Below are 21,405 nucleotides of genomic sequence, written 5' to 3'. Positions count from 1 at the left end.
GAACCTGTGACCCCTACCATGTCAAGGTAGTGCTCTACCGCTGAGCTAACCGCCCATCTTGTTCTTGCCGCCCGAAAGCTGGCCTTGCTACGTAAAAACCCGGCGCCAGGGCCGGGCTTTGCATTTCACGACAGCCCCCTTCCGGAGACTTCGTGGTGGGCGGTACAGGGTTCGAACCTGTGACCCCTACCATGTCAAGGTAGTGCTCTACCGCTGAGCTAACCGCCCGTTTTTGCTTCTGAACGTCCGCGATTGCGTCGGTGCAGGCCGCGTATATTACGGATGCCGGCCGTGAAGCGCAACACTTTTGTGAAGAAGATGCTGCACTGCCGCGTTCAGCCCAGACTCGCTTCCTTCAGCTGCCGGATCTGGTCGCGCACGCGAGCGGCATCCTCGAATTCCAGGTTCTTGGCATGCTGGTACATCTGCTGTTCCAGCGCCTTGAGACGGGATGCCAGCTGGGCCGGATTGAGTGAACGGTAGTCGGCCCCCTCTTCAGCCACTCCCGCCCGGCCCTTGCCCTTGCCTTTCTTGGCTTCCTTCTCGGCGGCGTCCGAACGCGCCCCTTCCAGCACGTCGACGATCGGACGCGCCACCGAGCGCGGCACGATGCCATGCTCTTCGTTGTACTCGACCTGCTTGGCACGACGGCGGTCGGTCTCATCGATCGCGGCCTGCATCGAACGGGTGATCTTGTCTGCATACAGGATCGCCTTGCCACGCACGTTGCGGGCGGCACGGCCGATGGTCTGGATCAGCGAGCCTGTCGAGCGCAGGAAGCCCTCCTTGTCGGCATCCAGGATCGCCACCAGTGATACCTCGGGCATGTCCAGGCCCTCGCGCAGGAGGTTGATGCCCACCAGCACATCGAACTTGCCCAGGCGCAGGTCGCGGATGATCTCCACGCGCTCGACCGTGTCCACGTCCGAGTGCAGGTAGCGCACGCGGATGCCGTGCTCGGTCAGGTATTCGGTGAGGTTCTCGGCCATGCGCTTGGTCAGCGTGGTGACCAGCACCCGGTCACCGGCCTTGATGCGCGCGTTGGCCTCGCTCATCAGGTCGTCGACCTGGGTGCCCACCGGGCGGATCTCCACCACCGGGTCGATCAGGCCGGTGGGACGTACGACCAGTTCGGTGATCTCATCACCGGCCTCGCGGTATTCATAGGGGCCCGGCGTGGCCGACACATAGATGCTGCGCGGGCAGCGCGCTTCCCACTCCTCGAAGCGCAGCGGCCGGTTGTCCAGCGCCGAGGGCAGCCGGAACCCGAACTCGACCAGGGTCTCCTTGCGCGAGCGGTCACCCTTGAACATGGCACCGATCTGCGGAATGGTCACATGCGATTCGTCGATCACCAGCAGTGCGTCGGCCGGCAGGTAGTCGAACAGGGTCGGCGGCGGTTCGCCGGCGTTCTTGCCGGTCAGGTGCCGGGAGTAGTTCTCGATACCGTTGCAGAAGCCGACCTCGGCCATCATTTCCAGATCGAACTGGGTGCGCTGCGCCAGGCGCTGCGCCTCGACCAGCTTGTTCTGCGCGTACAGCTGCTCCAGCCGCTCCTTCAGCTCGACCTTGATCGTCTCGATCGCCGCCAGCACACGCTCGCGCGTGGTCGCGTAGTGGGTCTTCGGGTAGACCGTGAAGCGCTGCATGTTGCGCAGTGTCTCGCCGGTGAGCGGGTCGAACAGCGTGATCTTCTCGACCTCGCCATCGAACAGCTCCAGGCGCAGCGCTTCGCTGTCCGACTCGGCCGGGAACACGTCGATCACTTCGCCACGCACGCGGAACGTACCGCGCTGCAGCTCGTACTCGTTGCGCGTGTACTGCAGCTGGGTAAGGTGATTGATCAGGTCGCGCTGGTCGATGCGCTCGCCCTTGGACAGGATCAGGCGCAGCGACAGGTAGTCTTCCGGCGCGCCCAGGCCGTAGATTGCCGACACCGTCGCCACCACGATCGCATCCGGGCGCGACAGCAGGGTCTTGGTCGCCGCCAGCCGCATCTGCTCGATGTGCTCGTTGATCGAACTGTCCTTCTCGATGAAGGTGTCCGACGACGGCACGTAGGCTTCCGGCTGGTAGTAATCGTAGTAGCTGACGAAGTACTCCACCGCATTGTGCGGGAAGAACGCCTTGAACTCGCCATACAGCTGCGCGGCCAGCGTCTTGTTCGGCGCCATGATCAGCGTCGGCTTCTGCACGTTCTGGATGACGTTGGCGATGGTGTAGGTCTTGCCCGAGCCGGTCACGCCCAGCAGCGTCTGCTTGGCGATGCCTGCTTCGAAGTTGCTGGTCAGCTTCGCGATGGCATCAGGCTGGTCGCCTGCCGGCGAGTACGGCGAGACGAGTTCAAAACGGTCGCTCATGGTGGTGCCAGTTCCCGGGAATGGTGAGTATACGGGGCATGGAGTGACGGCCCGCTGAGGGGTTTCCGGGCAGGCGAGCGCGGTGGTGCCTGATGGTGAATGCCCCGGCGTACGGCGAGGCTGTAGGCATGTCCCTTCGCCATCGCCCTGCCCGCCTCCACCGCGGGCTCCATCTGATCGAGTTCCTGATCGCCGTCATGGTGTTGGCGGTCCTGCTGGCGTTGGCGTGGGGCCCTTGGCAACGCATGTTGCGGCACTTCCAGGCGGAAACGCTGCGCGCCGAACTGGTGACCAGCCTGTCGATGGCACGCAGTGCCGCCATCACCGAACGCCGCCGCGTGACGGTCTGTGGCTCGTCGGATGGCATGACCTGCGACCAGGCATGGCGCCAGGGCTGGCGGGTAAAGGTCGAACCGGCCAACAGCGCAACCGGCGCCGGAAGGGAACTGCGCGTGCACAGGACACGCCAGCGTCATGTCGACCTGCGTACCAGCGATCATCGGCCCGACGTGCGGTTCCGGCCCGACGGCCGCAATGCCGGCACCAACCAGTCCATCGTACTGTGCGTGGACGGGCAGGAGCACAGCCGCGTCATCATCAGCGTCCCGGGACGGGTCAGGAGCCAGCGCCCGCAAAGGCCCACCGCCTGCTGAAACCTGCGACGCCATCGTGAAAACGAAAAAAGCCGCGATTTCTCGCGGCTTTTTCGAATCTGGCGCCCGAAGTTGGACTCGAACCAACGACCCCCTGATTAACAGTCAAGTGCTCTAACCGGCTGAGCTATTCGGGCGGGGTGCGCATTTTAGCCAGCGTTCGGTGGGGAGTGCAAGCCTTTTATGCAACGTGGCGAAACGGCCCGCCCTTCACCAGCATCCGGGCCCCTTGCTGGCATTCGGCGTCTTTCGCCCGGCCTGGTCCAGGGTCAGCGTGCCGCAGTCATCCTTCTTCTGGATCTCGGTCGGTGCCGCCTGGAGGGTAAAGGAGGTGCCATTCGGCGTTCCCACGTAGGAAAGCGTGTATCTGGCGGTACCGTCCCGTGGCGATTGAGAGAACGGCAGCGTCATGCCCGCATAGGTGTTCTCCACGGTATGCCGCCGCTCCAGCATCTGCGCCAGCTCGACCAGATCGGCCTTGGCCTGGGCACGATTGGCCTTGCGCACATAGGCCTGGTACGAAGGCAACGCGATGGCAGCAAGAATGGCGACCACGGCCACGGTGATCATCAGCTCGATCAGGGTGAAGCCGGTGGCGGTTCGACGCCTGCTGTACACATGCATGGGCAACCTCGATATCGGATTCATCAACGGATCTGCCGCCACGATTGCCGCCCACAGGGCCGTGGCATGTAAAGCGGATCGGCGCCGGCCGCACGCAGCACAAACGTACACTGGCTGGCCTGCAGCATCTTGTCGACCGTGCACCCGGTGTCGCCAGGTTTGCAGGGCGTAAGCTTGGGCACAAAGATGTTGGTGTCCTTCACTGGCGGCCCTTGGCTGAGATCACCCTTCTTGGTCAGGGCGACACCACCGCAGTTGCCGGTGCACAGCGCTTCTCCGCCGATGGTTGGGCTCAAGCCGGACATCTGGCCACCACCGGTCAGCAGATTCAGACCGTACAGCCAGTTCACGCCACCGCCGCTGCCGCAGATGGCGGTACCTGGCACATAGGACGTGAAGAACACGATGCCGTTCTGCACACGGGGGTTGCCGACGAAGCGTTCGCCTTCGACTGCCGATCCGGCCTGCAGGTCCACATACCAGCCGCGGGCCGAACCATAGTTCACCGCATTGCGGGTGACATCACGCAATTGATAGCCGCTGGCCGATGTGCCGGTAGTGATCACCTGCTGTACCAGATTGTCGCGCGTGCCAACCGCACTGGCGAGGTTATCCCAGATGCCATACAGCGACTGCACTGGCGAGGTGCTGCTGACCGCATTGTCATCGGCGGCGAAATACTGGCCGGTACCGAAGAACAGACTGATGCCGCCGCCCGGACCCGTGCTGATCTCGATGCCGCTCATGATCGGCTGCGGGCTGTTGTTGCGCGTAGCGGTGAACAGCGGCGTTCCAGACAGGGCAATGTTCCAATCGGTCGGATCGGTGCTGGAAAGATCGAACTTCCAGATATTGCCCTGCATGTCACCGCCATACACAGTGTCGGTGATGCCGTCATTGTTCTTCAACGCCACCGTGGCGATGTTGATCAGGCCATTGCGTGCCGCGTACTTGGCACCTACCGGCGAAAGCCGCTTGAGTACCTTGCCGGTCTGGATATCAACCACGAACAGCGCTGCCTTGCCGCTGGTGGAGTTGACGCCATTGCCGAAGATCGCAACGAAGCGCGGCGCAGCATTGGCATCGGCGCCCTTCACCGCCACCACAGCCGGCTTGCCCAGCACGAACCCGAGATCCGACTCTGTCTTGCCCGAGACTTCCCACAACACACTCGATGCACCGAACGCGGTCGGATCGCTGACATTCAGCGCGAACACGGAGCCATTGCCTACGCTCGTCGCATTGGGCGCCTTGCTGGAGCCACCACCACCCGTGGTGCCCACCAGCACCGTGTTCCAGGCATCCCCGTAGTAGACGTCGGACGACGTCAGTGGGCCATCCACGTAGTAGCGATGCCCATACTTGGGATTGGCCAGCTCGGCAATGTGCTGCATGGCAGCTGACGGAATGAAGGCCAGTTCTTCGGTACCGCCGGATGCTCCATTCGAACCGTTGAAACCATGCACCATCCCGTCATTGGCGCCAACATAGATCATCGTCGGCGGCCCCGAGGTCGCGCGCTTCGCTTTCAGGAAGGTGTCATAAGACGTACCCAGCGTCGCCTTCCACTTGACTGTCGACTGCCTCGCCCAGCCTGCATAGCCGAAGTCATCCGTTTTGGAGACGATCTCGGTGGTGGAATTGACGATGTCACCCAACGGCGAAGTACGCGAACGGAGTCCGCTCACCGCCGCGCCGCGCAGATAGTTGACCAGGGTGGTCGAGGTCTGATTCGCGAACCATGCAGGAATCGAGTCACTGAATCCCAATGCCGACAGCTTCGCCCGCTCATCGTTGCCCGGCAGATTGGTGGCCAGGAACTCGTTCGCATTGACCGGGGTCACCGTGCCATCGGACGCGGTCTTGGTCGGGGACGTCGCCATGTAGATGCGGCGCGTGGCACTGCCGATGCTGCTGGACGCCTTCCACAGCACGGCTCCATCCGCACCCTGTCCATCGACCTGCGTGGCAATGACATCACCGGTCCAGTCCACAGTACCAGAGGGCACGCTGTAGTGGGACGATACGGTGAACGAGTTGGTCGAAATGCGCGCGCCACTGCCGCTGCCACCGACCGGCGCATCACCTTCCGCTGCGCTGTTGAAGATCGCCTCCAGCGCCTCCTTCAGTTTGGTCGGATTGCGTGCCAGGAAGTAGTTATCCGGCACCCCTGGCTTCTTGCTGTCCCACTTCTTGCCGGCCGGGACACCGTACTTGGCGGCATACCACAGCGGGCTCTGCAGCTGGCCCGCCGCAGTGGTAGAGGCCTTGTACTTGATGACTACCGGCCTCTGCCAGTTGCTCGGGAAGTTGTTTGTGCTGGTCAGCACGGAGCCATTGCTGTTACCCGGACGCAGTGCCAGACGCTGCACGGTGCTGGAGGCATTTGAGCCTGTGATCGTGTAGCCCGTCAGCATTGCGTTGCCAGCGTACGCCGACAGGTTCTCGATCCGGATGAGCACTTCATCCTCCTCGACCTTGCCGGCCAAAGTCGTGCCAATCCAATCCACCCCTTTGTTTGCAGTTGTGTAGTCGCACAGTCGCGTACTGCCCGCGGCACTGTTGCTCACTTTCGCATCAGCACGCCAGCAGATGTTGTTGAAGGTGCCGGTATCGTTGCACGCGGCGCCCACGCAGTAGCTCAGCATGGCAACGACGTCGTTGTCATGGTCATTGCCCCACAGCGAGTCTTCCCACACCAGCGAGAAGCTGCCGGACTTCGCATCTGTCCGGTAGGGACGGCCATAGACCAGCTTCCCGCCAGCGTCGTTGGCCTGCTTGGTGCCAATGCCGACCGAACCCAGGAAACAGCTGCGCCAGCCCGTGCTCGCTGCCGTTGCGCCTGCGGTGTTGTTGGCTTGGCAGAGTGGGGCCAATCCGATCTTGCTGTTGCCCACCGCGATCTCGAACTGCGGGAGGTTCTCCGCCATGGCAACGGCATAGGTGGTGGCAGTGACCTTGTACGTGCTTGGTTTGTTCTGCACGTTGGGACGCAGATCGGTCTCAGCTGCGGCCTTGGCCAGTCCCGCCATCAGGAAGCTGCCTTCCATCGAAGGAATGTCGGGGCAGATGCCACGCGCCTTGCTGAGGCCGCTGATTGTCTGCCCTTGGCAGATATCGCTGTGGGTATCAAGTGAGGTGTAGCGCGGCGTATCACCCACGCGACCGATCATGTAGCTCTTGCCAGCGATTCCTTCGGCCGTGCCGACTGCATCGGTCGCGGACACCGCAGACGCAAGGCCGGTCACGGAACCGACGTTATCACTGTCGAAGGACGGCAGGCCCGAAGACAGCACCAGGATGTTGCAGGTCGCACAATAAGAGTTGCCACCTTCTGCGGGCAGGCGGTAGGGATCCTTCCAGCTGATATTGGTTGGCAGGCCGCTGAGATCTCCGCTGTCACTATAGACCTTGGAGCCCGCAGTGATGTAGCGCAGCGCCTCCGCATACATTTCCGCCAACGGATTGCCCCAGGCACTGCACTTCTGGCCTCCGGTTCCCGGATCGGTCAGATTGCCATTTCCCTTCTGGTCCTGGCGGTTGAGGATGCCGTAGGTGTTGCAGTCATTCCAGTTGTTGGACCAGTTCCAGTTGTCCAGACGGAAGCTTGAAATCGCATTGATCACGCCCTCATCGTCGGCTTTGGCGCTTCCCGTCAGATTCAGGTAGCAGAACTGCCCCGTAGACAGGTCGATTTCATCACCCACACCGCAGAACTTCGTACCGTTGCCCGCGATCTTGCCGATGTTCCGCCGCAGGACACCGCCATCCCGCGGGTTGGCGTAGGTTCCCGTCACGAGCCCAAAGCGCAGTCGCCCGCTCTCACCGTAGGTCTGCAGCAGCCCGGCCGGCTTGAAACGGTCGGTGATGCCATCGTTGTATTTGCGGCAGAAACTCTCACGCACCGTTGAGCTGGCATCACACACCTCCACGCGCACGGTGTAGTCCGTGGCCGAGCGGGGAATGTCCGCGTAGCCATCGGCGGTGCTGGCACGTCCGGTATCGCACTGGTTGCTGGCCGTCGAGGCCCACTCGCCCAGTGCACCTTCGGCCACGCGCATCAGCGGCGCCCCGGTTGCAGAACGGGTCACACTGCAGAAGCTGAAGGTTGTCCCGCTTCCAGCAAGGTTGGCGAACTCGCGAAGATTCGATCCACTGTAGACCTTGACCCACGCATGCAGATCGCTGGGGATCGGCGCCCGCTCCAACACCGTCTTTTCCTTCGTATCGGTGAAGCGCTGGCCCCCGTACAACACGTAGCGCATCACATCCAGGCGACTCATCGTCACCCAGTTGAGGAAGTTGCCCGACCACGCGCCGCTGCAGCTGTGCTTGTTGGCGCCCTTTGTCTCTGCACTGGCCTTGAAGACACCGCTGTTGTACGAGTAACAGAGGTTGTAATCGAAGTAGCCTGAGTAATCGAACTTGTCCTGGTAGGTGGTGTCCAGCACCCCGTCCCCGTCCAGGTCGCTGTAATCGCTGTAGGCCTTGTTGAACAGCTGCTCGTCACGCGACATCACCATCATCATCAATGGCGGCTGGCTCTGCTTGCTGTACAGCGGCTCCTGCGCGATGTCGTAGTCACCAAGCGCGGCCTGCAGCGGAATGATCAACGCGGCAAGGCCGGCAAGCGCAGCAACACCCACACCGGCCCGCAGCCAGGTGGAGGAACAAAGTCGAAGGAAACGGCGCTCGCTGTTCATGGGATGAAGATCGTATCGATGACCGCACTGGCGGACGCATTGGAGGGATCGTCACTGGCAAGCGCCGTGACCTGGTAGATGTTCCCGGTTTCTTCGTTCTGTCGGCCGCCGGTGCGCCTGCTGGACGCTGCAAAGCACTTGTCGATGCGACGCGTATAAGTGGACTTGGTCTCGCTGAGACCATCGGCCCAGGTCTGCGGATCGTAGGAGGGACTGCATTCCTCCTGGCTGGCCTTGAAGATGCCCCCGTCAGCCAGCGCCTTCTCGATGGATTTCTCGGTCTGCCGGGCGTCGGCCTCAGCATTCTGGAAGGCAACGTTGCTGCGCAGATAGTTGGCAGCCATCCGTTCCTGCATGCTTGTGACCTGCATGCCGGCGATGCCCAGCAGGGCCATCAGCACCAGCATGATCAGCACGACGTACAGCACCGCGCCGCGCTGGGAACGCGGTGAATGCAGAGAATGGCGGCGGGCGGGATGGGTACGCATGGTGGCCTCAGTTGCCATACAGGCGATTGCGCAGAGCGATCGTGCTCTGGTAGGCGGCGCGCATGCGGCCGTCAGAAGGCGCGGTGTAGGTCACGCCGAGCGCGGTCAGCGGCGTGCTTGAACTGGCCTGGACAGATGCGGCCGGGTCTGGACTGGACACCACCAGCCCCAGTTGCACCGTGCCCACGCGCTGCCAGCCACGCGAGGCCGGCACGATGGAGGCCTGAACATCGGTCGCGGTACCCTGGCGATCAATGTAGCCGGTCGGCGACACCGTGCTCAGACCGTGATCCTGGCCATACAGCAATTGCATGTTCTCCACGCCCTCGACCAGCGCCTCTGCTGGTCCCGCGACCAGGGCAGCACCGGGCTTGGCGGTGAATCGAAGGCGATACAGCGACGATTGCTTGGTCGTAGCGTCGTAGCCCACGTACAGGATCGACGTCTCGGCGCGATACAGCACCGCCTGGCCGGGCTGGTAGTTGCGGGCGATGGCCACGTCGTTGTTGGGTGCAGTGCCCACTGTCACGGTACCGGCCTTTGCGTCGATCGCACGAGCTTGGAAGACCGTGGCGGAAATGCAGTCGGCCACACCGAACAGCCCCGGGTCGGTAACTCCGCTATCAAGCACGGCAAGACGTTTTGGATCAAAACTGAAAACCGGCTGGGCAACCGTTCCGGCTACCGCGGTGACCGGCACACCGGTCGGCACCAGATAGCGCAGAGCGACGATATCGCTGCCATCGACCCGGTTCTTGATGGCCGCGGCGAACTCACTCGGCAACGCCGGGGAGTACTTGGTGCCCCCCGTTGACGGCGTTGCCGCCAACGTCACTGCGTCGCCCGGCTTGGTATTCGTTGCTTCGTAGCCCTGAATCGACCGCGCGAAGTCCAGCGCGGGGTGTCCTCCCGCAGCAAAGGTGGTTGCCAAGGTGCCCTGCGGATCATGCGCCTGATCGTTCACGCAACCGAAGTGCCCCGCCATGCGCAGTTCGCGTTGCAGGGAGTCCATCGCGAAACGACTGTTCTCCTGGACCCGCGCAAGCCCTTCAGACAGCTGGTAGGCCGTGCGTGAAGCGGCGAACACCTGGACCACGCCCAGCATGATGATCAGGCCGATGGTCAGGGCGATCATCAGCTCGATCAACGACAGGCCACTCATCGTTTGGCGGGAGCGCATTCTGGTCATCACAGCAGGCTCTCGGCAGCAAAGGTGGTGTCAGCCTTCGAATCGGGATTCCAACGCTCATCGCCCCAGCTGACCGATACCCGTACCCGGCCGTCATTGACAGTCACCGTTCCGGACGCCGAGTCACCCAGTGCGCGGCCGAGGCGACAGCGCCAGTCGCGGGTGAAGTCATCCTTGCCGATATCCTTGCCGATGGACGGCGCGCAGTCCCCCTTGCCGGTGGTAGCAGCATAGGTACCGGCATAGCTGAGCGCGTTGATCCGGTTGGCACGGATCTGATCAAGCAGTTCGTACCCCAGGTTGGTGGCCTGGGTGCGATAGTTCGCGCTCTGCACGAACCGTACATTCATCGTCTGCAGCAGCGCGAAGCCCAGCAGGCCGATACCCATCACCAGGATCGCGATCATGACCTCGATCAGGGTGAAACCTCCCTGCGCCGCACGGTGCGGCTGGAAGCCGATCTTTCTCATGAGCAACTCTCCTTCAACAGCCGCACCTGTCCCGTAGGCGATATGCGCAGCGTTCGCTGCAGGGGCTGGTCGCCACACTTTTCAGGGCGCAGTGTCACATCGACTTCCGCGTTGGCGCGATTGCGGCCACGGCCATCGAAGCCGATGGTCAACGCTTCGGTTGCGGACTTCATGGTCGGGCGACCTTCGCTGTAGCGCAGCACGTTCTCACCGGAATCAAGCGCCCCGTTGCCGTTGCGATCCTCCCAGACCATCCAGCCGTCGGCCCAGCTGCTGCCATCACACTCTTTGCCCGCTGTGGATGCGCATACAGCCCCACCACGCGTGTTTTTTATCGCCTCGGAACGGGCAAGCGCCAGCGACGCGATCAGTTCGTTGGTCGTCGTGGCCACACGATTTGAGCGGATCGTACTCTGGAAGCTGGGATAGGCGATGGTGCTCAGGATCGCCAGCACGGCAACCGTGACCATCAACTCAACCAGCGTGAAGCCGTTTTGCCGGCGCAAAGACATTGGACGCTCCCCAGCGTGTTGGTGGCCACGATGGGCCATCGCCCCGCCACCGGCAAGTGGCGGCAGGATGAACGGTCAATCCGGGGCGACGGGCGTCAAAGGCTTGACGACCCGCCCTCCCCTGCCCGTGCCGGCGCGATCCCCATCGCGCCGGCGCAGGCTCAGGCCAGCACCTGGTAGCAGGGCTGGTATTCGCCGGAGATCTTCATGCGGCGCTGCTCGACGAAGGCGCGCAGCAGCGCGTCCAGGGCCTGCATCATGTCGGTGTCACCATGGATCTGGAACGGCCCGAACTGCTCGATGCGGCGCATGCCGTCTTCCTTCACGTTGCCGGCCACGATGCCCGAGAACGCCCGGCGCAGGTCAGCCGCCAGCGCATGCGGTGCACGCCCGTGGTGCAAGTCCAGCGCGGCCATCGCTTCGTGGGTCGGCACGAACGGCTGCTGGTACTCCCACGGAATCTCAATCGACCAGTTGAAGAAGAACGAGTCCTTCTGCGCCAGGCGGTGCTCTCGCACGCGCTTGATGCCGTTGGCCATCTTCTTGGCCACCGCCACCGGGTCACCGATGATGATCTCGTAGCGCTCGGCGGCCTCATCACCCAGGGTCAGGCGGATGAAGCGATCGATCTGCTCGAAGTACGGCGCCGCCACGGTCGGGCCGGTCAGGATCAGCGGGAATGGCAGGTCCTTGTTCTCCTCGCGCAGCAGGATGCCGAGCAGGTAGAGGATCTCTTCGGCGGTACCGACGCCACCGGCGAACACGATGATGCCGTGGCCGATGCGGACGAAGGCCTCAAGGCGCTTCTCGATGTCCGGCATGATCACCAGGTGGTTGACGATCGGGTTCGGCGACTCGGCGGCGATGATGCCCGGCTCGGTCAGGCCGATGTAGCGCGTCACGGTACGGCGCTGCTTGGCATGGGCGATGGTGGCACCCTTCATCGGGCCCTTCATTGCACCCGGGCCGCAGCCGGTGCAGATGTCCAGGCCGCGCAGGCCCAGTTCATAGCCCACCTGCTTGGTGTACAGGTATTCGTCGCGCGAGATCGAGTGGCCGCCCCAGCACACCACCAGGTTCGGGTCGCCCGGGTTGAGGATGCGCGCATTGCGCAGCAGGCCGAACACCGCGTTGGTGATGCCTTCGGACGATTCCAGCTCGGCCGCGTAGGCCGGGCCCATCTCGATGGCCATGTAGGCCAGGTCGCGCACCACTGCGAACAGCAGTTCGGCGACACCACGGATGATCTCGCCATCGACGAAGGCCATCGCCGGTGCGTTGACCAGGTCGATGCGCACGCCGCGATCCTGCTGCGCCACCTGGATGTCGAAATCGGGATACAGATCGCGCGCCGCACGCGGATCGTCAGAGGCGCTGCCGCTGGTCAGCACCGCCAGCGCGCAGCGGCGCAGCAGTTCGTGCATGCCGCCGGCGGAGGCATCGCGCAGGCGGGCCACTTCGGCCCGCGACAGCACATCCAGCCCACCGCGCGGGTAGATCCGCGCATCCTGCACCGGCAGTGCACGGGCTGATTTTTCGTTCGTGGTCATGTCCAATTTTTCGCTTCCTTCAAGGTTTCCGACTGTACTGCCGCCCCCTTAAAAAGCAAAACGGCCGGGAAGCCCGACCGTTGGATGTGTGCTTCCCGCGTTCGCCTTTCCGGGACCGCATCGGCGGCATTGGCACCGCGCACATTTCCGGATGCTACGCCGATGCCAGGGGACCTGCAAGGACTTTCGCATGAAAGGAAAACGGCCGGGTTTCCCCGGCCGTTTTCACTTACTGCTTCAGGTTCTGATGGATCAGAACTTGTACTTCAGGGTCAGCTGCATCGACCAGCGCGACACTGCGGTGTTGCCCTTGTCGTTGTTGTTTTCCTGCACCTGCGCGTTGTCGGTCGAACCCGTGAACGAGTAAACGTACTTGCCGGTGGCCGGATCGATACCCGCGTAGTTGGCAACGCGACGGGTCGAGTAGAAGCCGTAGTCGTCGATCAGGCCCCACTTCTTGTTCAGCAGGTTGCCGACATTCATGATGTCCAGGGCAACTTCACCCTTGTGACCCTTCATGAAGCCCGGGAATTCCTGGCTGACGCGGACGTCGAAGCTGTTGACCCACGAGGCGCGGTGCGAGTTGGCCGGGACCACGCTGCCACGGTAGGCATCGAGTTCCGGGTTCTGCGCCAGCCAGTCGAAGAACGCCTTCTCCATCGTGGCGCCGCCGGTGAACTTCACGTCACCCGGGCCCTTCGGCACGTAGAACAGGTCGTTGGTGGTCGCACCGTCGCCGTTGGCATCGTTGTAGAAGATGTAGCTGTACGGACGGCCCGAACGGCCTTCGTAGAACAGACCGACGCGGGTGGCGTTGTCACCGAAGAAGTTGTGCTTCCACTCCAGGGTGCCGGTGATACGGTCCTTCATCGCGTAGCGCGAATTGTAGGCGACGTTCTCGTTGGCATTGAAGATCAGCGTGTTGTTCCAGTTCGAGGTGTTCTGCGAACTGGACAGCGGGCTGACTTCGGTCGACTTGGTGTAGGTGTAACCCAGCGACCAGCCCCAGTTCTCGGTCAGCGGCTTGGCCAGCGAGAAGGTAGCCTGGGTGCCGCGGCCCTTGTCGGTGTTGCGCAGAACCAGCACATCGCCGATGTCGGACGGACGGTTGGCACGGTCGACCGCATTCTTGGTGCCGGTGGAGATGCCGTAGTCGACGCCCTTGTCGATACGGGTATTGGCCTGGTTCTGGCCAGCAGCGTTCCAGTAGATCGCACGGCCGTCCTGACCGGTGGCGGTCGGAGCCGACACGTCCAGACGGTCGAAGTAGATGCCGTCCTTGACCTTGGTGAACAGCACTTCGGCCGACGCCACGATGCCGTACCACGGCAGCTCATGGTCGAACGCCAGGTTGGCCTTCCACACCGACGGCAGGCGGGTGCCCGGCGCGATGATGTCGACGTTCTGACGGGCCGAAGCCGGGCCACCGGCCGGGATGTACGGGTTCTTGCCATCCGGGGTGAAGGCACCGGCCGGGATGCTGCGCTCGTCGTACTCGATGTAGTTCAGGCCGGTGTTCTGGTAGGCACCTGCCAGCCACACGTTCGGGGCAGCGCCACCGAACAGGCCCACGCCACCGCGCAGCTGGGTCGGGCGCTCGCTGTCGAAGGTGTAGTTGAAGCCGACACGCGGCTGCACCAGGTTCTTGTCCACCAGCTTGGTGTTGTTGAAGCCGTACAGCTGCTCGATGCGCGGGTTGTACAGGCGCTGGGTGCTGAAGTCAGGCATGTCGATGCGCACGCCGAACATCAGGTTCAGGTTGTAGTTGATCGCCCAGGTGTCCTGGATGAACACGCCGGTGTTCTTCAGGGTGAAGTCGGCCGGGATGTCGCTGCGGCTGCCATCAGCGCGCGGAGCACGCAGCTGGTAGCGCGACGCCTTGCCTGCCAGGAAGTCGTTGACGCTGTTGAACTCGTACACGCCGTTGAGATTGCGGCCGTAGAAGTTCATCAGCTCGTTCTTCGAGTAATCGAAACCGAACTTGACGGTGTGATCACCGATGTACCAGGTACCGGCACCGAAGGCGCTCAGTTCCTTCGACTCGACGATGTTGACGTGGGTGTTCTGCTCGGTACCGACGTACAGCGAGTCATTGCCCGACTTGATGCGGATCTGCGGCATGTCGACCAGCGGAACGCGGTTGGCCGAGTAATCCTTGTGCGAGACCTTGAACTCGGTCGAGAAGTTCTCGGACCAGTCACTGAACAGTTCACCCATCCAGGTTTCGTATTCGGTCGGCTGCTGGTACCAGAAGTTGCTCAGCGAGATGGCGCTGCTGCTGACCTGCGGGAAGCGGACGACGTTCTGCTCCATCTTGTTGTAGCGCAGGGCCGCACGGTGGTTCTCGTTGATGTTCCAGTCCAGCTTGACCGCGTACTCTTCGATCTCGGTCTTGCTGTTCGGCGCCGACAGGCTGCCCGGGTCGTAGCCCAGCTTGCCCAGGAAGTTCTGGACATCGGTGATCTGCTGCTGGGTGATGGTGCCACGGCCGATCGGCGTGTCGCTCAGGGAAACGCCGGCAGCCGCGCGCTCGTACTTTTCATAGTTGGTGAAGAAGAACAGCTTGTCCTTGACGATCGGGCCGCCGAAGGTCATGCCGTAGGTCTTCTCGTCCTCGAAGCCGTTGAAGTCCTGCTTGTCACCTTCCAGGCGCGAACGGACCATGTCCTTGTCGCGGTACGAACCGTACACGGTGCCGTGGAATTCATTGGTGCCCGACTTGGTCACGGCGTTGATCACCGCACCGGTACCACCGGCGATGGTGGTGTCGTAGTTGGCCAGGTCGATGTTGATTTCCTGGATGGCGTCCATCGACACCGGCTGACGCTCGGTCGGCAGGTTGTTGGAGCCCAGGCCGAACGGATCGGAGGCGCTGATGCCGTCGATGCGGATGGCGTTGTAACGGGTGTTCTGGCCACCGGCCGAGATCGCGCCGTCAGCTTTGCTGACCTGCGAGATGCGCGGATCCAGGCGGACGTAGTCCTGGATGTTGCGGCTGGCCGACGGCAATGCATCCATCGTTTCGCGGGTCACGTTGGTGCCGGTGCCCATCTTGTTGGCGCTGAACAGGTCCAGGCCGCCGGCAGTGGCGACAACGTTCACCGCGTCCAGGTTGGTCGCAGCCAGATCACCACCCAGGTTGGCATTGACGGTGTTGACCTGGTTCAGGTTCAGGTAGACACCTTCTTCGGTCTTGGTGCCTTCACCGGGCTTGTTGATGGTGATGGTGTACGGACCACCCACGCGCAGGCCGCGCGCGTTGTAGCGACCCGACGCATCGGTGGTGGCACGCGAAACAGTGCCCGACTCGGTGTGGGTGATGGTGACTTCAGCGCCGGCAACAGGCTGGCCTGCGGCGGACATCACCTGGCCGCCGACACCGGCGGAGGTGCTGCTCTGAGCGAAGGCGGGAGCGGCGGCGAGTGCGGCCACGAGACCAAGGGTAAGCTTGGACATCCGGAGTGGGTGGGTCATTTTTCGGTAGCCTCGATGCGAGTTGGCGATGGCGGAAAAAAAGCGCATCCAAACAGCCCTGCGGGTGGCTGGTCGGAGAGTTATCTGGGGTTCCCTACCGCCTGGCTGAAGGCAGCCATAACGGTTAACACTAGATTAACACGCTACGCCATCAATGTGACGGTTGTGCGACAGACGGCACCGGATCGCAACGCAATCGTGACGGGTTCTTCACTCCGTCTTTCCCTCGGCCTCACTCCGACAGGGGTGCCTCACTGGCGTCGAGAATCCGGCCTCGCCAGGCTTGCCCTGCGCTGGACAGCAAGGTCACGGCCACAGCAGCCGCAGCCTCCGGGCCTTGGGCGGCCGGGTCCTGGTCGACGGAATAGGCACGGGCGCGCAGCGCCGTGCGCAGTGGGCCGGGGTACAGGCCACTGACCCGTACCGGGCTGCGGCCGAGTTCGTCGTGCAGGCTGGTGATCAGCCCGCGCAGACCATGCTGGGCGACGCCATACCCACCCCAATAGGCCTGCCCGACCCGTTCGGGGGCATCCACTGCAAACACCAGCGCCGCGTCTTCGCGCTGCCGCAGCAGCGGCAGGCAGGCCTGGGCCAACCAGGCGGGCGCAGTCAAGGTGACATGGATGGCACGGGCGAAGCTGGCCGGGTCAGCCAGTTCGAACGGGGTCAGGCCCGGGAAGTGAGCGGCACAGACCAGCAGGCCGTCCAGCCGCCCCAGCTCGCGCTGCAGGGCCTGGGCCAGCTCGGCATAGTCATCGGGGCCTGCGCCTTCCAGGTCCAGCGGGTACAGCAGGGGTTCCGGGCCGACAGCCTGGACCTGGGCGTAGACACGGTCCAGGCGGCGCGGCTTGCGGCCCAGCAGGACCACGGTGGCCCCGGCGGCCGCAGCAGCCACTGCCGCTGCACTGCCCAATCCGCCACCGGCGCCGGCAACCACCACCACGCGATCCTGCAACGGGCGGCCATCGAGCGCCCCGTCGGTCGGTGACGTCGATGGCCAGGCACTCATCCCTGGGTCGCCTCTTCGACGATGCGCTTGAGCTCGCCGGCTTCGAACAGCTCCAGCACGATGTCGCAGCCGCCAATCAACTCACCGTTGATGAACAGCTGCGGGAAGGTCGGCAGGTTGGAGAACCGCGGCAGATTGGCGCGGATCTCGGGTTCTTCCAGCACGTTGACGGTGCGCAGGGTGACAGCGCCGGCCGCCATCAACGCCTGTACGGCGCGGCTGGAGAAGCCGCACATCGGGTATTGCGGGGTACCCTTCATGAACAGCACGAGCGGGTAACGATCGACCTCGGCCTGGATTTGCTGCATTACCGCCACAACCTCACTCCTTGCTTCGCCGGACAAACCGACCGTGATGGTCGGCTAGACTGCCCACGGTAGCCGCCATTGTAAGCGGATGGAACCGGCTGCCGCCGCCCCCTGGCCACGAACCTGTCCATGCCTGTCGAATTGCCTGCCCTGCCCTATCTTCCCGGCTCCCTGCAGCCGCACCTGTCCGCACAGACCGTTGAACTGCATCACGGCCGCCACCATCGCGCCTATGTGGATGCCGTCAACGCTGGCATCCTCGGCACCGAGTGGGAGGAAGCGTCGCTGGAGGAGATCGTCCGCCATGCCCAGGGCACGCTGTTCGATGCCGCCGCCCAGGCCTGGAACCACGGCTTCTACTGGCAGTGCCTGCGCCCGCGCGGTGGCGGTGAGCCCCAAGGGCGGTTGGGCGAGCAGGTGAAGCGGCAGTTCGGCGACGTGCAGCGCCTGCGCGAGGAGTTCAACCGCACCGCGCTGGGCCTGTTCGGCTCCGGCTGGGTATGGCTGGTGCAGCACCCCGGCGGCCAGCTGGGCCTGCAGGCCACCCGCAATGCCGGCACGCCAATGACCGGTGAAAGCACCCCGCTGCTGTGCTGCGACGTCTGGGAGCACGCGTACTACACCGACTACCAGAATGACCGCGCACGTTACCTGGACGCGTTCTGGCAGATGGTCAACTGGGATTTCGCCGAGAGCCAGCTGCGCTGACCCCCTGTAGAGCCGAGCCCATGCTCGGCTGCTGTCCGGCCAGCCGAGCATGGGCTCGGCTCTACAGATGAAGCTTCACGCGCTCTCGTGCGCGGCCACCGCGTCCATCACCCGCGCTGAATACACCAGCGCAGCGCCGGCATTGAGCGACACCGCTACACCGAGCGCCTCGGCGATTTCCTCGCGGCTGGCGCCATGCTTCAGCGCCGCGTCCACGTGCACGGTGATGCAGCCGTCACAGCGGGTCGTGACTGCCACTGCCAGCGCGATCAGCTCGCGGGTCCTGGCATCCAGGTGGTTGGTCTGGGCGCCGGCGTTGGCCAGGGTGGCGTAGCCCTTGACCGTGTCCGGCGAGAGCTTGCCGATCTCGCCGATGCGGCCCTTCAGTTCCTTGCGATAGGCATTCCAGTCGAGCATGGGGGTGACTCCTGTGAAAGGAGCTCCACGCTACCACCGGAAATGTTGCGCCAATGCCTGCACCGGCGCGCCACATCGTTGCATTGCCGGCCAGCGGCCGGCACTACCGGCTCAGCGGTTGCGCAGCGCGTGTACCGCCGGCGCCACCTGGGCCTGGCGGTCCAGCTCCAGGCCAACCTGGTCCAGCGCATCGGCGAGTGCAGCGGCATCATCGTCACGCAGGGTGGCATGGCCGACCTTGCGGCCCGCGCGCGCTTCCTTGCCGTAGTCATGCCAGTGGCCGCTGGCCTGGGCCAGTACCGGTGCCGGGTCGGGCATCGCGCCCAGCCAGTTCAGCATGCAGGCATGACCGAGCATGCGGGTGCTGCCCAGCGGCAGGTCCAGCACGGCACGCAGATGGTTCTCGAACTGCGAGGTCTCGCTGCCTTCGATGGTCCAGTGGCCGGAGTTGTGCACCCGCGGCGCCATCTCGTTGGCCAGCAGTTCGCCATCGCGGCAGAACAGCTCCAGCGCGAACACGCCGACGTACTGCAGATGCTCGGCGACGCGACGGGCATAGCCGATCGCGGCCTGCTGCTCGGCATCGGACAGCACCGCCGGTGCCACGCTGGCAGACAGCACGCCGTCGACATGCCAGTTGCCGGTGACCGGCCAGGCCTCGAAACTGCCATCGCGGCCGCGCACGGCGACCACGCTGACCTCGCGCTGGAAGGCAACGAAGCCCTCCAGGATCAGCCCGGTACGCTCGACCTGCGCACCCAGCGCATCCCACGCGGCGTCGATGTCGGCCTCGCTGCGCAGGCGGAACTGGCCCTTGCCGTCGTAGCCAAGGCGGCGGGTCTTGAGGATGCACGGCAGGCCGAACTCGACAGCCTTCGCAGCCAGCTCGTCACGGCTGCGGATGTCAGCGAAGGCCGGCAGCGGGATGCCCAACTGCTGGAACAGGGTCTTCTCGCTCAACCGGTCCTGGGCCACCGCCAGCGCGGCCGGCGGCGGGTAGACCGGCACGCGATCGGCCAGGAACTGGGCACTGTCGGCCGGTACGTTCTCGAAATCGAAGGTGACCACGTCGACCTTGGCGGCGAAATCCGCCAGCGCCTGGCGGTCATCGAAGGCACCGACGGTGAGCGGCGCCAGCGGGCCGCTGCAGGCGTCGGCTGCCGGGTCGTACAGTTCGAAGCGCAATCCCAGCGGCGCACCAGCCAGAACCATCATGCGGGCGAGCTGGCCGCCGCCCAGGATGCCGACGGTCAGGCTCATTGGCGCGGATCGTCGTGGGCCATCACGTCTTCGGTCTGGCGCGCACGGAAAGCGTCGAGCGCCTGGCCGATCGCCGGCTGGTCGCTGGCCAGCATCGCAGCGGCGAACAGCGCTGCGTTGGAGGCGCCGGCATTGCCGATGGCGAAGGTGGCAACCGGAATGCCGGCCGGCATCTGCACGATCGACAGCAGCGAATCCATGCCGTTGAGGGCCTTGGACTGCACCGGCACGCCCAGCACCGGCACGGCGGTCTTGGCGGCGATCATGCCCGGCAGGTGCGCGGCCCCACCGGCACCGGCGATGATCGCGCGCAGGCCACGCGGGCCCGCCTGCTCGGCGTAACTGAACAACACATCCGGCGTCCGATGCGCGGACACCACCTTCACTTCGAACGGAACACCCAGGGCTTCAAGCTTCTGGGCGGCGTGCTGCATGGTTTCCCAGTCGGAACGGGAACCCATGACGATGCCGACAAGCGGCGCGATCGGGTTGGGGGTCATTGGCCGTCACCTGCCTTAAAGACGTATTCTAGCCATCTTCCACGCAAGACGAAGAACCATGGATCGCAAGCTGCTCGACCTGCTGGTGTCACCGGACACCCGCCAGCCCCTGTCCCTGCTGGATGGCAAGGGCCTGGAAGCCCTCAACAAGGCCATCTCCGCCGGCGCGGTGAACAAGGCCGATGGCAACCCGCTGGCGCAGCCGCTGCGCGAGGCGCTGGTCACCCGCGACCGCAAGCAGGTGTTCCGCGTTGACGACGGCATCCCGGTGCTGCTGGCCGAAGAAGCCATCCCCACCGCTCAGATCGCCGACTTCCCGGCCGCATGAGCACGCTGCCGACGCCGGATGCGGCCGTTGTCGCCGCCGATGTCGCGCGTGCGCTGGCCGAGGACCTGGGCAGCGGTGACGTCACCGCCGCTCTGCTGCCCGACCAGGCCGACAGCGCTTACCTGCTGTGCAAGCAGGACGGGGTGATTGCCGGCCGCCCCTGGTTCGATGCCACCCACCGCGCACTCGACCCGGACGTGCGTATCGAATGGCAGGTTTCCGAAGGCGACGCCGTCACCGCAGGCACCGTGCTGGCCGTGCTGCACGGGCGCAGCCGCAGCCTGGTCAGCGCCGAGCGCACTTCGCTGAACTTCCTGCAGACGCTGTCCGGCACTGCCACCACCACGGCCCGCTACGTGGCCGCTGTGGCCGGCACCGGCACGCGCATCCTCGATACCCGCAAGACCCTGCCCGGCCTGCGCCTGGCGCAGAAGTACGCCGTGCGCTGCGGCGGCGGCGAGAACCACCGCTTCGGCCTGTACGACACGGTGATGCTGAAGGAAAACCACATCCGTGCCGCCGGTTCGCTGGCTGCGGCGGTGGCTGCCGCGCGCCGGCAATGGCCCGCGCTGCCGCTGGTGGTCGAGGTGGAAGACCTGGCGCAGCTGCGCCAGGCGCTGGAAGCCGGTTGCGAACGCATTCTGCTGGATGACTTCAGCCCGGACCTGCGCCGCGAGGCGGTGCGTATCACGGCCGGCCGCATTCCGCTGGAAGTGTCCGGCAGCGTGGGCCTGGGCGGCCTGCGCTCGATCGCCGAGGATGGCGTCGACTGCATCTCCATCGGCGGCCTGACCAAGCATGTGCAGGCCATCGATCTGTCGCTGAAGCTGGGCCCGCCGCCGGGTTGAGGCC

At 64.2% G+C, this 21,405-nt stretch carries 18 protein-coding genes and 2 tRNA genes; 4 read left to right on the top strand and 16 right to left on the bottom strand.

What is annotated here, in order from left to right:
* Window positions 1-153: 153 nt before the first annotated feature.
* Window positions 154-228 (bottom strand) — tRNA-Val (locus tag R1H25_RS16810).
* A gap of 107 nt (window positions 229-335) precedes the next feature.
* The gene (uvrB, locus tag R1H25_RS16805) at window positions 336-2,360 is read right to left on the bottom strand and encodes an excinuclease ABC subunit UvrB (RefSeq protein ID WP_317224139.1); all 2,025 of its coding nucleotides are present in this window, start codon (window positions 2,358-2,360) and stop codon (window positions 336-338) included.
* 128 nt (window positions 2,361-2,488) lie between these two features.
* Between uvrB and R1H25_RS16800 the strand changes: the two genes are divergently transcribed.
* A complete protein-coding gene (locus R1H25_RS16800) occupies window positions 2,489-3,013 on the top strand; it encodes a GspH/FimT family protein (RefSeq protein WP_317224138.1) in 525 nt (174 codons plus the stop codon).
* Between the two features lie 60 nt (window positions 3,014-3,073).
* Here the strand turns inward: R1H25_RS16800 and R1H25_RS16795 are convergent.
* From R1H25_RS16795 to grxD, 11 genes are all read right to left on the bottom strand, one after another.
* Window positions 3,074-3,150: transfer RNA gene (locus R1H25_RS16795), tRNA-Asn, on the bottom strand.
* 73 nt (window positions 3,151-3,223) lie between these two features.
* Window positions 3,224-3,637: a type IV pilin protein gene (locus R1H25_RS16790; protein ID WP_049446493.1), complete on the bottom strand. Its 414-nt coding sequence runs from the start codon at window positions 3,635-3,637 to the stop codon at window positions 3,224-3,226.
* A gap of 23 nt (window positions 3,638-3,660) precedes the next feature.
* Entirely contained in the window at window positions 3,661-7,575 is a 3,915-nt protein-coding gene (locus tag R1H25_RS16785) for a PilC/PilY family type IV pilus protein (RefSeq protein ID WP_317224137.1), read from the bottom strand.
* Between the two features lie 761 nt (window positions 7,576-8,336).
* Window positions 8,337-8,828 (bottom strand): PilX N-terminal domain-containing pilus assembly protein, encoded by a 492-nt coding sequence (locus R1H25_RS16780; protein ID WP_043400485.1) that lies wholly within the window; start codon window positions 8,826-8,828, stop codon window positions 8,337-8,339.
* A 7-nt stretch (window positions 8,829-8,835) separates the two neighbouring features.
* Window positions 8,836-9,990: a PilW family protein gene (locus R1H25_RS16775; protein ID WP_234368000.1), complete on the bottom strand. Its 1,155-nt coding sequence runs from the start codon at window positions 9,988-9,990 to the stop codon at window positions 8,836-8,838.
* A gap of 26 nt (window positions 9,991-10,016) precedes the next feature.
* A complete protein-coding gene (gene pilV / locus R1H25_RS16770; RefSeq protein WP_049446490.1) occupies window positions 10,017-10,487 on the bottom strand; it encodes a type IV pilus modification protein PilV in 471 nt (156 codons plus the stop codon).
* Entirely contained in the window at window positions 10,484-10,999 is a 516-nt protein-coding gene (locus R1H25_RS16765) for a Tfp pilus assembly protein FimT/FimU (RefSeq protein ID WP_317224136.1), read from the bottom strand. The genes pilV and R1H25_RS16765 overlap by 4 nt, the downstream gene beginning before the upstream one ends.
* A 161-nt stretch (window positions 11,000-11,160) precedes the next feature.
* Window positions 11,161-12,549, bottom strand: coding sequence for a nucleotide 5'-monophosphate nucleosidase PpnN (gene ppnN, locus R1H25_RS16760; RefSeq protein WP_049446487.1), 1,389 nt, complete (start codon window positions 12,547-12,549; stop codon window positions 11,161-11,163).
* Window positions 12,550-12,801: 252 nt separating this feature from the next.
* A complete protein-coding gene (locus R1H25_RS16755; protein ID WP_049446486.1) occupies window positions 12,802-16,023 on the bottom strand; it encodes a carboxypeptidase regulatory-like domain-containing protein in 3,222 nt (1,073 codons plus the stop codon).
* 232 nt (window positions 16,024-16,255) lie between these two features.
* Window positions 16,256-17,032 (bottom strand): SDR family NAD(P)-dependent oxidoreductase, encoded by a 777-nt coding sequence (locus tag R1H25_RS16750; RefSeq protein WP_317224135.1) that lies wholly within the window; start codon window positions 17,030-17,032, stop codon window positions 16,256-16,258.
* On the bottom strand, window positions 17,029-17,349 hold the full coding sequence (gene grxD / locus R1H25_RS16745) for a Grx4 family monothiol glutaredoxin (protein ID WP_005408852.1): 321 nt from the start codon (window positions 17,347-17,349) through the stop codon (window positions 17,029-17,031). The genes R1H25_RS16750 and grxD overlap by 4 nt, the downstream gene beginning before the upstream one ends.
* A 120-nt stretch (window positions 17,350-17,469) precedes the next feature.
* Between grxD and R1H25_RS16740 the strand changes: the two genes are divergently transcribed.
* On the top strand, window positions 17,470-18,048 hold the full coding sequence (locus R1H25_RS16740) for a superoxide dismutase (RefSeq protein ID WP_317224134.1): 579 nt from the start codon (window positions 17,470-17,472) through the stop codon (window positions 18,046-18,048).
* Between the two features lie 75 nt (window positions 18,049-18,123).
* Here R1H25_RS16740 and R1H25_RS16735 read toward each other — a convergent pair whose 3' ends face one another.
* From R1H25_RS16735 to purE, 3 genes are all read right to left on the bottom strand, one after another.
* Window positions 18,124-18,465 (bottom strand): carboxymuconolactone decarboxylase family protein, encoded by a 342-nt coding sequence (locus R1H25_RS16735; RefSeq protein ID WP_317224133.1) that lies wholly within the window; start codon window positions 18,463-18,465, stop codon window positions 18,124-18,126.
* Between the two features lie 111 nt (window positions 18,466-18,576).
* Window positions 18,577-19,725 carry a 5-(carboxyamino)imidazole ribonucleotide synthase gene (locus tag R1H25_RS16730; RefSeq protein WP_049446480.1) on the bottom strand — a complete coding sequence of 383 codons (1,149 nt, stop codon included), beginning with the start codon at window positions 19,723-19,725 and terminating at the stop codon, window positions 18,577-18,579.
* Window positions 19,722-20,225, bottom strand: a complete 504-nt coding sequence (gene purE / locus R1H25_RS16725) for a 5-(carboxyamino)imidazole ribonucleotide mutase (protein WP_005412808.1) — start codon at window positions 20,223-20,225, stop codon at window positions 19,722-19,724. The genes R1H25_RS16730 and purE overlap by 4 nt, the downstream gene beginning before the upstream one ends.
* A 58-nt stretch (window positions 20,226-20,283) precedes the next feature.
* On the opposite strand from purE, the gene R1H25_RS16720 reads away from it, so the two are divergent.
* Both R1H25_RS16720 and nadC read left to right on the top strand, forming a co-directional pair.
* Complete coding sequence (locus R1H25_RS16720; protein ID WP_005408847.1) at window positions 20,284-20,553, top strand: Trm112 family protein; 270 nt, start codon at window positions 20,284-20,286, stop codon at window positions 20,551-20,553.
* On the top strand, window positions 20,550-21,401 hold the full coding sequence (gene nadC, locus R1H25_RS16715) for a carboxylating nicotinate-nucleotide diphosphorylase (RefSeq protein WP_088481072.1): 852 nt from the start codon (window positions 20,550-20,552) through the stop codon (window positions 21,399-21,401). Before R1H25_RS16720 ends, nadC begins: the two co-directional genes overlap by 4 nt.
* Window positions 21,402-21,405: the final 4 nt, after the last annotated feature.

It is taken from the genome of Stenotrophomonas veracruzanensis (genome assembly GCF_032911525.1).
In the GTDB taxonomy this organism is placed as follows: Bacteria; Pseudomonadota; Gammaproteobacteria; order Xanthomonadales; family Xanthomonadaceae; genus Stenotrophomonas; species Stenotrophomonas africana.
This window is presented reverse-complemented; position numbering and strand designations above follow the sequence as displayed.

What these genes read in the sequence shown, in the direction of transcription:
- uvrB (WP_317224139.1), bottom strand. Translation starts at nt 2,360, where the DNA reads ATGAGCGACCGTTTTGAACTCGTCTCGCCGTACTCGCCGGCAGGCGAC.
- R1H25_RS16800 (WP_317224138.1), top strand. Translation starts at nt 2,489, where the DNA reads ATGTCCCTTCGCCATCGCCCTGCCCGCCTCCACCGCGGGCTCCATCTG.
- R1H25_RS16790 (WP_049446493.1), bottom strand. Translation starts at nt 3,637, where the DNA reads ATGCATGTGTACAGCAGGCGTCGAACCGCCACCGGCTTCACCCTGATC.
- R1H25_RS16780 (WP_043400485.1), bottom strand. Translation starts at nt 8,828, where the DNA reads ATGCGTACCCATCCCGCCCGCCGCCATTCTCTGCATTCACCGCGTTCC.
- R1H25_RS16775 (WP_234368000.1), bottom strand. Translation starts at nt 9,990, where the DNA reads ATGAGTGGCCTGTCGTTGATCGAGCTGATGATCGCCCTGACCATCGGC.
- pilV (WP_049446490.1), bottom strand. Translation starts at nt 10,487, where the DNA reads ATGAGAAAGATCGGCTTCCAGCCGCACCGTGCGGCGCAGGGAGGTTTC.
- R1H25_RS16765 (WP_317224136.1), bottom strand. Translation starts at nt 10,999, where the DNA reads ATGTCTTTGCGCCGGCAAAACGGCTTCACGCTGGTTGAGTTGATGGTC.
- ppnN (WP_049446487.1), bottom strand. Translation starts at nt 12,549, where the DNA reads ATGACCACGAACGAAAAATCAGCCCGTGCACTGCCGGTGCAGGATGCG.
- R1H25_RS16755 (WP_049446486.1), bottom strand. Translation starts at nt 16,023, where the DNA reads ATGACCCACCCACTCCGGATGTCCAAGCTTACCCTTGGTCTCGTGGCC.
- R1H25_RS16750 (WP_317224135.1), bottom strand. Translation starts at nt 17,032, where the DNA reads ATGAGTGCCTGGCCATCGACGTCACCGACCGACGGGGCGCTCGATGGC.
- R1H25_RS16740 (WP_317224134.1), top strand. Translation starts at nt 17,470, where the DNA reads ATGCCTGTCGAATTGCCTGCCCTGCCCTATCTTCCCGGCTCCCTGCAG.
- R1H25_RS16735 (WP_317224133.1), bottom strand. Translation starts at nt 18,465, where the DNA reads ATGCTCGACTGGAATGCCTATCGCAAGGAACTGAAGGGCCGCATCGGC.
- R1H25_RS16730 (WP_049446480.1), bottom strand. Translation starts at nt 19,725, where the DNA reads ATGAGCCTGACCGTCGGCATCCTGGGCGGCGGCCAGCTCGCCCGCATG.
- purE (WP_005412808.1), bottom strand. Translation starts at nt 20,225, where the DNA reads ATGACCCCCAACCCGATCGCGCCGCTTGTCGGCATCGTCATGGGTTCC.
- R1H25_RS16720 (WP_005408847.1), top strand. Translation starts at nt 20,284, where the DNA reads ATGGATCGCAAGCTGCTCGACCTGCTGGTGTCACCGGACACCCGCCAG.
- nadC (WP_088481072.1), top strand. Translation starts at nt 20,550, where the DNA reads ATGAGCACGCTGCCGACGCCGGATGCGGCCGTTGTCGCCGCCGATGTC.